Annotated in this window: 11 protein-coding genes; 9 read left to right on the top strand and 2 right to left on the bottom strand. The window is 57.1% G+C overall.

Annotated elements, in window-relative coordinates:
* The first annotated feature begins 151 nt into the window (after positions 1 to 151).
* From CHB79_RS20700 to CHB79_RS20715, 4 genes are all read left to right on the top strand, one after another.
* Complete coding sequence (locus tag CHB79_RS20700; RefSeq protein ID WP_089361287.1) at positions 152 to 1081, top strand: hypothetical protein; 930 nt, start codon at positions 152 to 154, stop codon at positions 1079 to 1081.
* Positions 1082 to 1492: 411 nt separating this feature from the next.
* On the top strand, positions 1493 to 2404 hold the full coding sequence (locus CHB79_RS20705) for a LysR family transcriptional regulator (RefSeq protein WP_089361288.1): 912 nt from the start codon (positions 1493 to 1495) through the stop codon (positions 2402 to 2404).
* 391 nt (positions 2405 to 2795) lie between these two features.
* Positions 2796 to 4088 carry an MFS transporter gene (locus CHB79_RS20710; protein WP_010485428.1) on the top strand — a complete coding sequence of 431 codons (1293 nt, stop codon included), beginning with the start codon at positions 2796 to 2798 and terminating at the stop codon, positions 4086 to 4088.
* Positions 4088 to 5269 carry a M20 aminoacylase family protein gene (locus tag CHB79_RS20715; RefSeq protein ID WP_089361289.1) on the top strand — a complete coding sequence of 394 codons (1182 nt, stop codon included), beginning with the start codon at positions 4088 to 4090 and terminating at the stop codon, positions 5267 to 5269. Before CHB79_RS20710 ends, CHB79_RS20715 begins: the two co-directional genes overlap by 1 nt.
* Positions 5270 to 5297: 28 nt before the next feature.
* Here the strand turns inward: CHB79_RS20715 and CHB79_RS20720 are convergent, their stop codons facing one another.
* Both CHB79_RS20720 and CHB79_RS20725 read right to left on the bottom strand, forming a co-directional pair.
* Complete coding sequence (locus CHB79_RS20720) at positions 5298 to 5987, bottom strand: response regulator (protein WP_010485432.1); 690 nt, start codon at positions 5985 to 5987, stop codon at positions 5298 to 5300.
* Positions 5962 to 9360 (bottom strand): ATP-binding protein, encoded by a 3399-nt coding sequence (locus tag CHB79_RS20725; RefSeq protein WP_089361290.1) that lies wholly within the window; start codon positions 9358 to 9360, stop codon positions 5962 to 5964. Before CHB79_RS20725 ends, CHB79_RS20720 begins: the two co-directional genes overlap by 26 nt.
* 341 nt (positions 9361 to 9701) lie before the next feature.
* Here CHB79_RS20725 and urtA point away from each other — a divergent pair, with 341 nt between their 5' ends.
* The 5 genes from urtA to urtE all read left to right on the top strand — a co-directional run bounded on the left by urtA (position 9702) and on the right by urtE (position 14765).
* Positions 9702 to 10916 (top strand): urea ABC transporter substrate-binding protein, encoded by a 1215-nt coding sequence (gene urtA / locus CHB79_RS20730; RefSeq protein WP_425439618.1) that lies wholly within the window; start codon positions 9702 to 9704, stop codon positions 10914 to 10916.
* Positions 10917 to 11028: 112 nt separating this feature from the next.
* Positions 11029 to 11949, top strand: coding sequence for an urea ABC transporter permease subunit UrtB (gene urtB, locus CHB79_RS20735; RefSeq protein ID WP_010485437.1), 921 nt, complete (start codon positions 11029 to 11031; stop codon positions 11947 to 11949).
* Positions 11950 to 12049: 100 nt separating this feature from the next.
* On the top strand, positions 12050 to 13231 hold the full coding sequence (urtC, locus tag CHB79_RS20740) for an urea ABC transporter permease subunit UrtC (protein WP_089361291.1): 1182 nt from the start codon (positions 12050 to 12052) through the stop codon (positions 13229 to 13231).
* Positions 13228 to 13989, top strand: coding sequence for an urea ABC transporter ATP-binding protein UrtD (urtD, locus tag CHB79_RS20745; RefSeq protein ID WP_089361292.1), 762 nt, complete (start codon positions 13228 to 13230; stop codon positions 13987 to 13989). Before urtC ends, urtD begins: the two co-directional genes overlap by 4 nt.
* Positions 13990 to 14075: 86 nt before the next feature.
* A complete protein-coding gene (gene urtE, locus CHB79_RS20750; protein ID WP_010485441.1) occupies positions 14076 to 14765 on the top strand; it encodes an urea ABC transporter ATP-binding subunit UrtE in 690 nt (229 codons plus the stop codon).
* Positions 14766 to 14784: the final 19 nt, after the last annotated feature.

Here is a 14784-nt window from a genome sequence, read left to right on the forward strand (position 1 = left end):
GCTAACTAGTTGATTAGTCTTGCGATTCATAGTTCGTATAAACATGGCATGTGCCTTGCTCCTGCACAGGTGCAAGTCGCATGACTAAGTGTCGCACCTCATGAAGTGTTAGTTGGCTGCATTAGCGTGCGCTTTATATGAGAGATGGACGATGAAAACAATAAACGAACAACTTGCGTTACCGGATTCAATCGCCTTGAGTATGACTCAACTTTCACCCCGTGCAGTTTCATGGGGGGCGATATTGGCGGGTGCTGCTGGCGCGGCGGCGTTGTCGCTGTTATTGCTGGTTCTGGGTACGGGATTGGGGTTTTCGTTTGTCTCGCCCTGGGCCAACGATGGCGCCAGCATCAAGACTCTTGGCGTCTCGACTATCGCCTGGATCACCTTCACCCAGCTGGTAGCCGCCGGTTTGGGCGGCTACCTGGCAGGGCGGCTCAGGGCCAAGTGGACTGATGTCCATGCCGACGAAGTCTATTTCCGCGACACGGCACATGGTTTTCTTGCATGGTCCATTGCGACACTTGCGACTGCGTTGCTGCTGGGCTCTGTGCTGGGTGGCATCGCCAGTGGCGGGGCGAAGGTGGGCGCCTCGGTTGCCCAAGGCGTTGCTTCCTCTGCGGCGAAGGCCGGCGCAGCTGTGGCCAACACTGATAATGCAGGCGCTGGCATGAGGTACGCATTGGACAGCCTGTTTCGCCGCACTGTAAATGCGCCTGCCAATGCGCAAAGTGGATTGGCCCCGGCCCAGGAACGACCTGCACCTATTGCTGAGGTCACGCGCATTTTCATGAATGCGATACACACAGGTTCACTGCCAGCCGAGGATACACAATACCTGGGTCAACTAGTTGCCAGGCGCACAGGGCTCAATCAACCAGAGGCCGAACAGCGAGTCACTGCAACCTTTACCCGAATCAAGAGCGCTGTGGACGAAGCCCAGACCCAGGCACGCCAAACCGCTGATCAAGCGCGTAAGACATCCGCCTATGCAGCGATTTGGTTGTTTATTTCATTGTTGGTTGGCGCTTTCGTTGCGAGTTTTTCCGCCACATTGGGTGGTCGTCAACGCGACGCCTGATCCTGAACATTGATACCCGGAGGTTGTTATGCGTTCTATATTGCTGTTTTTTCTCGGTGTACCAATTCCGATTATTATCTTGCTGGCGATATTTGTCTTTTAACTAAACCAAGTAGGGGTTGGGCAGGGCTGTCGTTATTAAATGCCCCTGTTTGTATAACAGGGGCAGAAGTTGAACTGGCCTTGATAAATATTCCCGGCTCGCTTGTCGGTCGTGACATGACCTTTGAATATTCAACTACTCATGGCGAGTGTTTGGATTATAAAAGCCTTGGTGTTAGGCCCGTCGCCTCGCCCCAGGCTGCGCTTTGGCCATCATGCTGTTAAGTCAATCCTGAACTCATAGTCGTTTACTTTTGCCCTGTGCCTATGGTTAATTCCTGCGCTGGTTTAGGTGGGAGTATGAACAGGATGAAGCTTCATCAACTCAGGGCGCTGGTGGCAATTCACCAGTCTGGAAGTATCCAGGAAGCGTCCAAGGTCATGCATATCACTCAACCTGCCCTGAGTCGCTCAATTAAGGAGTTGGAGCGAGAGCTGGGATTCAACCTGTTGCAACGTTCCTACAAGGGGATGTCGCTGACCGAAGAAGGGCGGCGGATTATCCGCCATGCCAATCTGGTGGTGGAAAGCATTCGACGGCTACAGGTCGATGCCGCACATATTCAAGATGCAACGGTCGGGCACATTGCAATCGGGGTGACGTCCCTGACGGCCATGCTCGAAGGCCTGGATGAAGCCATTTTGACGATGCGCCGCAAGTTCCCGCGCTTGACCATCAGCATTACCGACCTGCGCCCCAACCAGATTCTGCAGCGTCTGCGCGATGGCTCGCTGGATTTTGCCATCACCTCCCAGCAACCATTAACTCGCCTGAACCTGGACTGGGAAGCGCTGGGCAGCATCAAAGGCCTGGTGGTTTGCCATAAAAGCAATCTGCACAAGTTCTCGCGCTCCCTGCGCTCCTTGCAGTATGCAAACTGGATTAGCCTGGATGAATTGGACGAGCCTGCATCGCAGTTTCACCAGTTGTTTGAGGTCAATGATATACGCCGCCCGCAGAGCGCCATCGAGTGCACCTCAATCATGCTGGCGCTGAGCCTGATCAAGCATGATGACGCGCTGATGACGATCAGCGAACTGGCCATTAGGGATTTCAAACGTTATCCGCAGGGTGAGGAACTGGCCCATGTGGACATCCAGGAATTGGTTCCGGATTACCCGGTCAATCTGGTGTGCATCGACCGCCATAGCCTCACTGCGCCCGCAGAAGAGCTATTCCATGAGCTGAAGGCACGCTTGTTCGCCAATCCCCAAGGCTGACTGACAGAGGCAACTGTTGTCCTTCTAGGCTGAATCGGCTCCAGGACCCTGAACATTTTGTGAAGAACTGATTGTTAATTTGTTCATGCTATGCCAAACAGTTAATTGAATTTTGCCTGGCACTTGTCAGCTGGGTTTATATGACTCATTAACGGCTGGGTAGCGTGAAGGATGGAAACCGATTCCGCGGCGCAAGCCTGTCGAGCGCTGGGCCAACTTGGGGCGCGGGCCTTGCCTTGTGCGTATTATGCGCCGCAATGCAGCAAGCTAGAGCCTTTTTGCCCGAGCAAGTTAACTAAAAGCTAATCCCTGGCCGAATGTGCATGTGTATTGTTTTTCCGTTTACCAGATAGTGATTTCACAACAACTACGGTGATGGAGATAGGCACTTATGCAAGCGCAAACACTATCAGTCACGGGTGTCGACAGTCCGGCTGCACCGGCACGCCAGCGCGAGAGAAAAGCGGTGATTGCGTGTTCGCTCGGTAACGCGCTGGAGATGTACGACTTCACGATCTACAGCTTCTTTGCGGTATTAATCGGCAAGCACTTCTTCCCGTCCGAGTCGGCAGTGGCCTCGCTATTGTTGTCGCTTACGACATTTGGCGTGGGGTTCCTGATGCGCCCGGTCGGTGCGGTGTTGATTGGCCGGTTTGCCGATCGCAAAGGGCGCAAGTCGGCCTTGAGCCTGACTATCGGCCTGATGACCCTGGGCACTGCGCTGATCGCCTTTGCGCCGACCTATCAACAGATCGGGCTTTTCGCCACAGTGATGCTGGTCTGCGGGCGCTTGATTCAGGGCATATCGGCGGGGGGTGAAATCGGCACTGCGTCCGTGTTCCTGATGGAGTCCGCCCACACTTCCCGGCGTTGCCACATGGTCAGTTGGCAAGCGGCCAGCCAAGGTTATGCTGCTTTGCTCGGTGCAGGGTTCGGTTTTACCCTGAGCCAAGTATTGGATACTTCGGCGCTCGAAAGCTGGGGCTGGCGCATTCCTTTCATCTTTGGCTTGTTGATCGGCCCGGTCGGCTGGTACATCCGCACCCGCTTGCCTGAAACCCATGATGATCAGGCCCCGGCACCAGCAGCTGACGGCTTTGCAGCCTTGTGGCAGCGCATAGCCTTGGGTATCGGGCTGATGGCCAGCGCCACAATCGGCATGTACTTGTTCGTGTTCTACATGCCGACCTACTTGATCACTGCATTGAATTATCCGCAGAGCAGTGCCATGGCCATCGGCTGCCTGGCAGGCGGTTGCATGGCGATTATCACGCCGTTGGCCGGGCGCTTCGCCGATCGCTATCAACTGCGTAAATCACTGCTGGGCTGGACGGTTGCGCTGCCGGTGGTGCTGGTGATCCCGGCTTTCTATGTGCTGGGCCATACCACCCAACTCTATGTGGCCATGCTGGTGGTCGCCGCTTTGGTATTACCTAGCTGTGTGGGTGCCGGCGCATTTTTCTCGCTGATCATGGAAGGGTTTTCCAAGGAGAACCGAGCCCTTGGAACCTCGGTCAGCTATAGCTTTGGGGTGACGTTGTTCGGTGGTTTTTCACCGCTGATTGCAGCATCCCTGACGGCTGCTTTCGACAGCCCAATGGCTCCGGCGTTCTACCTGGTGGCCGGTGGTGTCGTCAGTTTGATTTGCCTCAAATACTACCCAGAACATAAAGGACGTGAGTAATGAATATGCATGCCCTGCACAAGACGTCTGCAACGCCAGACACTGCATCTTTCATCGATATCCGCCGCCAGATCCACGCAGCCCCCGAGCTAGGAGGCGATACGCCTCACACCGCTGCGCTGGTTGCCGAAATGCTTGAGAGCTGGGGCTACGAGGTACATCGTAATATCGGGGGGCATGGCCTGGTTGGCGTTTTGCGTAATGGAGATGGCAGTCGCACCCTGGGCATTCGGGGTGACATGGATGCGCTGCCCATGGATGAGAAAAACCAGTTCGCGCACGCAAGCCGTGTGCCCGGGCGTATGCATGCCTGTGGCCATGACGGGCATACCACTATCCTGCTTGCCGCCGCCGCTCAGCTCGCGGCCACGCGTCAGTTCAATGGGACGCTCAACCTGATCTTCCAGCCCGATGAAGAAGGCCTTGCAGGCGCCAAAGCCATGATCGACGATGGATTGTTTGAGCGATTCCCCTGCGATGCGGTATTTGCCTTGCACAATATGCCCGGTATTCCTGTGGGAACTTGCGTGGTGCAGGCCGGGCCAACCATGGCGTCCTCCGAACGGGTCAAGATCAACATCACCGGCAAGGGCGGTCATGGTGCCATGCCGGAATTGACCATCGATCCCGTGCCTGTCCTGGCCAGCCTGATCAATGCCATCCAGACCATCAAGTCGCGGGTGTTGGCAGTGGAGGAATATGCGGTGATCAGCATCGGTTCAGTGCAGGCAGGCACGGTCTACAACATCATTCCCGATGAAGCCTCGATGCTGATCAGCGTGCGTACCGATACCAGTGAAACCCAGCAGAAAATCAATAATCGCCTGACTGAAATCGTCAAAGGCCATGAGCAGACCTTTGGCGTAAAGATTGACCTGAGCATGGTGCAACTGGCGCCAGCGCTGGTCAATCATGAGCGGGAAACCGAAATCCTGCGCCAGAGCCTCAGCCCGCTTTTCGCTGAAGGGCAGTTGCTATCGAAGATGCCGAAGAAAGTCATGGGCACCGAAGACTTTGCCTACATGCTGGAAGAGCGTCCAGGCTGTTATTTCATGCTGGGCAACGGCACCGGCGAGTTTCATGGCTGTTCGGTGCACAACCCGCATTACGACTTCAACGACGAACTGATCGAACTGGGCGCACAGTGCTGGGTCAAGTTAGCCGAGCATTATCTGGCGTAGCTGTTTGGACGCCTGGAGTTTGGGTTGTCTAGCGTCCCACATTGGCTGAAATCGCCACGGCGGCTGCCGCCGTGCGCGTTTCCACGCCGAGTTTGACGTAGACGTGTTCCAGGTGTTTGTTCACCGTGCGCGGCGATAGGCCAAGGATGTCGCCGATGTCGCGGTTGGTCTTGCCGCAGGCGACCCAACTGAGTACCTCGACTTCGCGCTCGGTCAGGGAAAATCGCGCAGACAGGGTTTCGTAAGCCGTCTCATTGCTCAGGCTGATATCCCGTGGGGCAGCGGCCTCCCGGGCAGACTTGAGGATTTGCGCAGTGCGCAGGTGTGAGGCGACACGGGCGATCACCTGTTCGGGGTGAATAGGTTTGGTGACGTAGTCGATGCCGCCTGCAGCAAAACCCTCTATTACGTGCTCGCTGTCGGTCAGTGCAGTCATGAACAGCACCGGAATATCTGCCGTCTGCGCCTCGGCTTTTATCCGCCTGCAGGTTTCAAAGCCATCAAGGCCGGGCATCATGGCATCTAGCAGGATCAGGTCCGGGCGTCGGCGCTGGATACGTGACAGAGCGCTGAGACCGTCGAGCGCCACCAGCACCATATAGCCCGCATCATCCAGTGCATCGGAAAGCAGGGCCAGGTTATCCGGGGTGTCGTCCACAATCAGGATTACCCCGCGTGTGGCGGCCAGATGTTCATGGGGTGATGTCAGCGCGTTCATGGTCGGCCTCCTTGAGTTGGCGGGTGAGTTCGTCGAGCCGAAAGTTTTTCACCAGCAGCCGCAAGGGCGCGGTGAAGCCGATGAACTCGGGTGACTGACGATCAATATCATCGAGTTTTTCCTGTAGGCCACGCACATAGCCGAGCGCTGCCAGCTCATGCAGTGCCTCCAGGTCGCTGGCTGTCGGCAAGCGTGACGGTTTGGTTTTGGGGGCATGCGAACTGCTGGCGCGATGAAGCCACTGCAGGTCCAGTTGCTTCTGGATGCGCTCCAGTAGCTGCGGTGTATGCACCGGCTTGGCCAGGTAATCGTTGCAGGCACTGGTTACACTGCGCTCTCGATCATCGGCAAATGCGTTGGCGGACAGTACGATGATTGGCGCCTGCGACAGCGCATTTCGGCGGATCAGGCGGCTGGTTTCCCAGCCATCCATCTGCGGCATCGACAGGTCCATGAAAATCAGGTCCGGATGCAGCAGTGCGACTTGGCGAATCGCTTCGTGACCGCTGCCAGCCTGGGCGATGTGGAAGCCCAGCGGTTCGAGCATGCCAGCCAGCACGCGGCGATGCTCGATATGGTCATCGACCACCAGAATCAGTCGGCGCGGGCCTTGATAGCCGATGATGTCGTGCTCCACATGCACCACCGCCTGGGGCACGCGAACTTCGGAAAGGAACAGGCGGACCTGAAAGCTGGTGCCTCGGTCGAGTTCGCTGCGCACTGACAATTCACCGCCCATCAACGATGTGAGCATGCGGGTAATGGTCAGGCCAAGTCCTACGCCGTTGTCTTGGCGCATCAAGTCACCACGTTCGAATGGCTGGAAAATCCGTTCGATCTGTTCGGGGGCAATGCCGATGCCGGTGTCGATAATCTCGAAATTTGCCGTCTCGCGCAGGTAGCTGACGCGCAGGCAGACTTCGCCGCTGTCGGTGAAACGCACGGCGTTACCCAGCAGGTTGATCAGTATCTGCCGCACCCGCTTCTCATCACCACGTACGACACTTGGCATGCGCCCTGTGGTGTGCAGGCGAAAGCGCAGGCCCTTTTCCTCGGCTTGGGGGGTAAACATGCGTTCAAGTTGATGAATGAATTCAGGAAAAGGGATTTCCGAAAGCTCAAGGTTGAGCTTGCCAGCCTCAATCTTGGCCACATCAAGCAAGCCATCAATCAACGACAACAGGTGCGAGCCACTGCGAAAAATGGTGCCAAGCGCATCTTTATGCTGGCTGGGCATGGCGCCATCGCGTTGCAGTATCTGGGTATAGCCGAGAATGCTGTTGAGTGGCGTGCGCAGCTCGTGGGATAAACCGGTGACATAGCGGCTCTTGGCAGCGTTGGCGGCTTCACTGGCTTCCTTGGCCTTTTGCAGCTCCTCGTCGGTACGCCGGTGTGCTTCGATTTCCTGCATTAGCAACAAGGTTTGCCGGTCTGATTCCTTTTGCGCGACATGACGACTTTCGCGGGTCAGCACCACCCACCAGGCCAGAATCGCCGCGAACAATGAAAGCGTTAGCAAGGCCTTGAGAAAAGTCTGGTACAGGGTTTCCAGCATTTGTGGCGAATGGGGTACCAGGCCATGGGAAATCTGCCCGTAGATCAGTGCCAGGGCGCCGCTCAATACCAGGACCAGAACCGTCAGCAGCCCAAGGTATTGCGCAAGCCGGCTGTGCAGGCGTGGAATCGAGCCTTTGGGCAAGAGCCAGCGGGCAAAGTCATCCATCTGTTCACTGAGGCGCGCCTGCGGTTTGCAGGCATCGGCGCAGCGTGCATCCAGCGAGCAGCACAGTGAGCAAATCGGCGTGCTGTAAGCCGGGCAGAACGCCATGTCTGGCGCCTCGAAAGCATTGTTGCACAGGCCGCATTCCGAGGTTGCCTGTGGCCCGCTAGGGTAGAGCAGTTGCGGCACGCTGGAGCGAGCGATGTAGTAGCGGCCCTGGGTGAGCCAGGCAATCAGCGGGGCAAAGATGCAGGCACTGCCCAGCGCAACCATGGGCGAGGCGGCTTGCGCCATGGCACCAAACAGACCGGCGTAGGCCAGCCCCGACAGTAACGAGGCAATCAGCATGGCACCGACCCCAACCGGATTGATGTCGTACAGGTGGGCGCGCTTGAACTCAATCCCCTTGGGCGAAAGCCCAAGCGGTTTGTTGATGACTAGATCAGCCACCAGGGCGCCTATCCATGCGATGGCAATATTGGCGTAGAGGCCCAGCACCTGCTGGATGGCATCGAATACGCCGAGCTCCATCAGCATCAGTGCGATGGCAACGTTGAACACCAGCCAGACGACCCGGCCAGGATGACTATGAGTGACACGCGCGAAGAAATTCGACCAAGCCAGGGAGCCGGCGTAGGCATTGGTCATGTTGATCTTGATCTGCGAAATGATGACGAACAACACCATGGCCCCAAGCGCCCACTCAGGTGAGCTGAACACGTAATTGAACGCGACCAGGTACATCTGCGTGGGTTCGGCGGCGCGTTCGATGGGGATTTCATGCTGCAGCGCGAGAAACGCGAGAAATGCGCCCGCGAGCATTTTCAGTGCGCCTGGAATGATCCAGCCGGGCCCGGCCATGATCAAGGCTGCCCACCAGCGCTTGCGGTTGGCCTTGGTTTGTTCTGGGAGAAAGCGCAGGTAGTCGACCTGCTCGCCAATCTGGGTGACAAGCGACAGCGTCACCGTGCAGGCCGCGCCGAAATACAGCAGGTTGAAGGTGCCGCCCTCGCCGACCCGGCCGCCAAAGCTGGTGAGGTCGCTGAAGGCATCCGGGTTTTTCCACATCACAAAGAGGTAAGGCACCAGCAACAACAACAGCCACAAAGGTTGAGACCACATCTGCAGGCGGTTGATCAGGGTGACGCCGTAAGCCACCAAAGGAATGACGATGATCGAACAGATGACATATGCCAACGCCAGCGGGATCTTGAAATACAGCTCCAGGGCCAGCGCCATGATTGCCGCTTCCAGGGCAAAGAACAAAAAGGTAAAGCTGGCATAGATCAGCGAGGTAATGGTCGAACCGATATAGCCAAAGCCCGCGCCACGGGTCAGCAGGTCCATGTCGACACCATAGCGGGCAGCGTAGTAGCTGATGGGCAAGCCGGTCAGGAAAATCACCAGTGCCACCGCCAGCACCGCCCAAAGGGTATTGGTAAAGCCGTAGCTGATGGCAAGCGCTCCACCTATGGCTTCCAGCGCGAGGAAAGACACGGCACTCAGCGCCGTGTTGGCAATGCGCAGTTCCGACCATTTGCGGAATGACTTCGGGGTAAAGCGGAGCGCGTAGTCCTCCATGGTTTCGTCAGCGACCCAAGTGTTGTAGTCGCGGCGAATCTTGACGATGCGCTGGGTGCCGGTTGGTTGCACGACGCGGTTTCCTTGAGTAGCTGTGCGAAGGTTGTGCGGTCTGTACTGTTGCCAGCTGGAGCAGATGAGGGCTTGCAACAAGCATGCCCCGGGCCTGCAAGGGCCAGCCCACGCGCGCGAGCTTCTATCTGACCGCTTTCCAGGCGTGATCTTGCACCAGTGCGGGGCGTTTGCCTGTACGTCAGACGACGTATGCGCTTACGTCAAGCTGCGTATACCGCCACTGCTCCCCGAACCGCATGCTTGTTGCAACCCGACCCGGTACCCGCAAGGCGAGCCGGTGCGGCAACACCACAACGAGGAGCAAGACCATGGACTTAAGACTGACGGGTGCGAAACGAATGCTTCCCCGGCGCCTGACCCTGGGGGCTGCGGCGCTTTCATTGCTGGCCGCGAGCGTGCTCGGCCAAACCGCCATGGCGGATGACGCCAACACCACCGGCTTGGCGGTGACCGATACCACAGTAACCGTCGGCCAATTGCATTCGGCAACTGGCACCATGGCAATCTCGGAAACCGGCTCTATCCAGGCAGAGCGCCTGGCGATTGACCAGATCAACGCCTCGGGCGGTATCTTGGGCCGGCAAATCAAAGTCATCCAGGAAGACGGCGCTTCAGACTGGCCAACCTTTGCCGAGAAAGCCAAGAAACTCCTTGAAAGCGACAAGGTTGCCGCTGTCTTCGGTTGCTGGACTTCGGCATCGCGTAAAGCCGTATTGCCGATCTTCGAAAAAGACAACGGCCTGCTTTACTACCCGACCTTCTATGAAGGTTTGGAACAATCGAAGAACGTGATCTACACCGGCCAGGAAGCTACCCAGCAGATCCTTGCGAGCCTTGACTGGATCGCCAAAGAGAAAGGCGCCAAGACCTTCTATCTGCTCGGCTCCGACTACATCTGGCCGCGCACCTCGATGAAAATTGCCCGCAAGCACATTGAAAACGTGCTCGGCGGCAAGGTCGTCGGCGAAGAGTACTACCCGCTGGGCAATACCCAGTTCGGCTCGCTGACCAACAAGATCAAGCTGAAAAAACCTGATGTGGTGTTCGCCGCAGTCGTCGGTGGCTCCAACGTGGCCTTCTACAAGCAATTGAAAGCCGCAGGCATCACCTCCGACAAACAAACCCTGCTGACCATCTCGGTAACCGAGGATGAAATGCTCGGTATCGGCGGTGAAAACATGAAGGGTTTCTATTCGTCTATGAAGTACTTCCAGACCCTGGATAACCCCAACAACAAGAAATTTGTTGAGGAATTCAAAGCCAAGTACGGCAAGGATTCGGTCATCGGCGACGTGACCCAGGCGGGTTACCTTGGCCCATGGTTGTGGAAGGCGGCGGTTGAGAAAGCCGGTAGTTTCGACGTCGACAAAGTGGTCGCGGCCTCCCCGGGCATTGAGTTGACCACCGCTCCTGAAGGCTACGTGAAAGTCCATGACAACCATCACTTGTGGAGCAAGGCGCGCATCGCCGAGATCCAGGCTGACGGTACCTTCAAGGTGGTTCATGAGTCCGAGCTGATCGAGCCGAACCCATTCCCGAAAGGCTACCAGTAAGTCGCAAGCGCGGCGATGGCGGTTGGCGCCATCGCCGCCGCCTTTGCCCGCAGCGATTGTCGGGCGAAGGTTTATCTCCCTGTTTAATTGTCTACCCGCGGGAGCCTTCCAGATGGACGTATCACTCTCCGAATTCGGCGCGATTGCCGTGATGCAAGGCTTTAACGGCCTGTCGGTATTCTGCGTACTGCTGCTCATGGCCCTGGGCTTGGCGATTATCTTCGGCCAGATGGGCGTGATCAACATGGCTCATGGCGAGTTCCTGACCGTTGGGGCCTACACCACTTACGTGATTTCATCAGTCACCTTGCAATACTTCCCGGCGCTGCAGCCGTATTATTTTTTCTTCGCCATTGTGGCTTCGTTCCTGATTGCCGGAGCGCTGGGCTGGCTGGTCGAATGGTTGATGATCAGCAAGCTTTATCACCGACCGCTGGACACCTTGCTTGCCACCTGGGGCTTGTCGCTGGTGATGCAGCAGGCGTTTCGTTCGATTTTCGGTGCGCGTGAAGTTGGCGCAGAAATGCCGGAATGGATCATGGGGTCCTGGGCGCCTTCGGCAGCTATCGATATTCCTAAGAACGGCTTGTTCGTGATGGGGCTGACGGTGCTGTTGACCGCCACCATTTTCATCATGTTGTACCGCTCGCGCTGGGGCTTGCAGGTGCGAGCGACCATGCAGAACCGGGTAATGAGCCGGGCAGTTGGCATCAACACCAAAAAAGTCGACCGCATGACTTTCGCCCTGGGTTGCGGCGTGGCTGGTGTGGCTGGCGCGGCGTTTACCACTATCGGCTCGACTGGCCCAACCGCCGGTTCGCTGTACATTGTCGACACCTTCCTCACTGTGGTTTTCGGCGGCGCAGCCAGCCTCGTCGGGACCATCGCCTCGGCGTTCACCATTGCTCAAGCACAGTCGATCATGGAGTTCTTCCTGTCCGGCTCAATGGCCAAGGTGCTGACCTTGTCTGCGGTCATCTTGATCCTGATGCTGCGCCCGCAAGGGTTGTTCTCGATCAAGGTGCGCAAGTGATGCAGATGTCGCTTTTGAAAGGCGCCAGTGCGCTGGCGCAGGAGCTTGCAGTGATCCGCAGGGTCAGTGCAGGCGTGATGCAGAGCCGTAGGAGCCGTCCATGAAAAATGCATATGAAAGCCTGCTGGGTGGCAAGCAGGGGGCCATTGGCCTGCTGGTGCTGGCCGCATTGATTCTGCTGGTGTTCCCGCTGATGCTGGACACTTTTCGCCTGAATATGGTCGGCAAATACCTGACCTACGCATTCGTGGCCGTGGGGCTGGTGCTTTGCTGGGGTTATGGCGGCATTCTAAGTCTTGGCCAGGGCATCTTCTTCGGGCTGGGTGGCTACTGCATGGCGATGTTCCTCAAGCTTGAGGCGTCAGATCCCGAGAGCACCAAGATCCAGTCAACGCCTGGTATTCCGGATTTTATGGATTGGAACCAGATCACCGAACTGCCGATGATGTGGCAACCCTTCCACAGCTTCAGCTTCACCCTGCTGGCGGTGATTGCAGTGCCGACGCTACTGGCCTTGATCATTGGCATCGCCATGTTCAAGCGGCGGGTTGGCGATGTTTACTTTTCTATCGTGACCCAGGCCATTGCCGCGATCCTGACCATTCTTATCATCGGTCAGCAAGGCCTGACGGGAGGGGTCAACGGTATCACCGACCTGAAGACCTTGCTTGGCTGGGATATTCGTCCCGACAGCTCCAAGGTCATCCTCTACTTCGTCAATGCCTTCTTGCTGCTCGGCTGCGTATTGCTGGGGCGTTTTATCCTGACTTCGAAACTCGGTCGACTGTTGATGGCCATGCGCGATAAAGAAGAGCGTGTGCGCTTCTCCGGCTATGACGTGGCCAGTTTCAAGATCTTCGTGTTCTGCGTGGCAGCGGCTTTTTCGGCGATCGGTGGGGCGATGTTTGCTCTGCAGGTTGGCTTTATGTCGCCGAGCTTTGTCGGCATCGTGCCGTCGATCGAGATGGTCATCTTCGCCGCTGTTGGCGGACGCATGTCGTTGCTGGGGGCGGTGTACGGAACCTTGCTGGTGAGCTTCGGCAAGACCTACTTCTCCGAAAGCTTCCCCGAACTGTGGCTGTACCTGATGGGCGGGCTGTTTATTGTCGTGGTCATGTATTTCCCCAACGGCATTGCCGGCTTGTGGGAAAGCCATGGGCGTCGATGGCTTTCCCGGTCGTCGCTGGGCAACAAGCTGTTTGGTCGCCCAGAACCCAAGGTGCGGATGGCAAGTAAGGCCGCTGCAGTGCAACCCGTTCGTGAACTGGAGACCACGCCATGAATAGCCCAGCAGGATTTCAGGCTGCCAAGCCGGTACTGGCCGTTGAGGGGCTGACAGTATCTTTTGATGGTTTCAAGGCGGTCAACGACCTGAACCTCTATGTCGATCGCAACGAGGTGCATGTGGTGATCGGGCCGAACGGCGCTGGTAAAACCACGGTGCTTGACTTGATCTGCGGCAAAACCAAGTCAACCGCTGGCAGCATTGAGTTTGATGGTCGCGAACTGACCAAAATGCGCGAGTACGACATCGTCCGCGCCGGGGTCGGGCGCAAGTTTCAGAATCCGTCGATCTACGAAAACCTGACGGTGTTCGAGAACCTGGAGATGTCATATCCCAAGGGCCGCAATGTCTTCAGCGCGCTGTTCTTCAAGCGCACCGCGCAAGTGGTCGCACGGGTCGAGGAGGTCGCCGCTGAAATCTTCCTCAGTGACTTTCTCGATAAGCAGGCCGACCTGCTCTCTCACGGCCAAAAGCAGTGGTTGGAGATCGGCATGTTGCTGATGCAGGACCCCGCGCTGCTGATGCTCGACGAGCCGGTTGCCGGAATGAGCGTCAGCGAGCGGGTGCAGACCGCACAACTGCTCAATCGCATCAGCCAAGGGCGCTCGGTGCTGGTGATCGAGCATGACATGGAGTTCGTCAAAAGCATCGCTAACCGCGTCACTGTGCTGCACCAGGGCAAGGTACTGGCCGAGGGCAGCATGGAAGCGGTGCAGAGCAATCCGAAAGTAATCGAGGTGTACCTCGGCCATTGAGTGCCGGACCAAATTATCGACCAAGACAATCGAGCATCGGCTGGCCACGCCTTGCGTTGGACAGTTGAGCGTTACAGGGGATAGCCATGTTCACAATCAGTAACCTGGTGTCTGGTTACGGCCAGAGCCAAATCCTTCATGAACTTAGCCTGGACGTGGCGAAGAAGGAAATTGTTGCCGTCATGGGGCGTAATGGCATGGGCAAGACCACATTGTTCAAGAGCCTGATGGGCGTGCTGCCGCAGTGGGGTGGGCAGATCAGTATCGACGGCCAGGATGTGTCCAGGCTGGAAACCCATCAGCGAGTCGAGCGAGGCATTGCCTATGTGCCGCAGGGGCGGATGATCTTCTCGCACATGACCGTCCTGGAGAACATCCAGACCGGTCTGCCAGCCTCGGCCAAGGGCAAGGTGCCCGACGACCTTTATGCACTGTTCCCGGTGCTGCACGAGATGCGTTCGCGCAAGGGTGGCAATCTTTCAGGAGGGCAGCAGCAACAGCTCGCAATTGCCCGCGCGCTGGCAACAAATCCCAAGGTACTGTTGCTCGATGAACCGACAGAAGGCATTCAGCCATCGATCATCAAGGACATCGCCCACAAGCTCAAGGAGATTCGCAATTTGCGTGACCTGACCATAGTGGTGTCCGAGCAAGTGCTGTCGTTCACCCTGGAAGTTGCCGATCGGTTCCTGGTGATAGAAAAGGGCAAGTTTGTGATCGAGGAAACCCGCGACAAGGTCGACGAGGCAACCATCAGCCGGTATTTGTCGGTTTAACCACTGAACTCCGCGGTCG

The organism is Pseudomonas segetis (assembly GCF_900188155.1).
Classification (GTDB): Bacteria; Pseudomonadota; Gammaproteobacteria; order Pseudomonadales; family Pseudomonadaceae; genus Aquipseudomonas; species Aquipseudomonas segetis.

What these genes read in the sequence shown, in the direction of transcription:
- CHB79_RS20700 (WP_089361287.1), top strand. Translation starts at nt 152, where the DNA reads ATGAAAACAATAAACGAACAACTTGCGTTACCGGATTCAATCGCCTTG.
- CHB79_RS20705 (WP_089361288.1), top strand. Translation starts at nt 1,493, where the DNA reads ATGAAGCTTCATCAACTCAGGGCGCTGGTGGCAATTCACCAGTCTGGA.
- CHB79_RS20710 (WP_010485428.1), top strand. Translation starts at nt 2,796, where the DNA reads ATGCAAGCGCAAACACTATCAGTCACGGGTGTCGACAGTCCGGCTGCA.
- CHB79_RS20715 (WP_089361289.1), top strand. Translation starts at nt 4,088, where the DNA reads ATGAATATGCATGCCCTGCACAAGACGTCTGCAACGCCAGACACTGCA.
- CHB79_RS20720 (WP_010485432.1), bottom strand. Translation starts at nt 5,987, where the DNA reads ATGAACGCGCTGACATCACCCCATGAACATCTGGCCGCCACACGCGGG.
- urtA (WP_425439618.1), top strand. Translation starts at nt 9,702, where the DNA reads ATGCTTCCCCGGCGCCTGACCCTGGGGGCTGCGGCGCTTTCATTGCTG.
- urtB (WP_010485437.1), top strand. Translation starts at nt 11,029, where the DNA reads ATGGACGTATCACTCTCCGAATTCGGCGCGATTGCCGTGATGCAAGGC.
- urtC (WP_089361291.1), top strand. Translation starts at nt 12,050, where the DNA reads ATGAAAAATGCATATGAAAGCCTGCTGGGTGGCAAGCAGGGGGCCATT.
- urtD (WP_089361292.1), top strand. Translation starts at nt 13,228, where the DNA reads ATGAATAGCCCAGCAGGATTTCAGGCTGCCAAGCCGGTACTGGCCGTT.
- urtE (WP_010485441.1), top strand. Translation starts at nt 14,076, where the DNA reads ATGTTCACAATCAGTAACCTGGTGTCTGGTTACGGCCAGAGCCAAATC.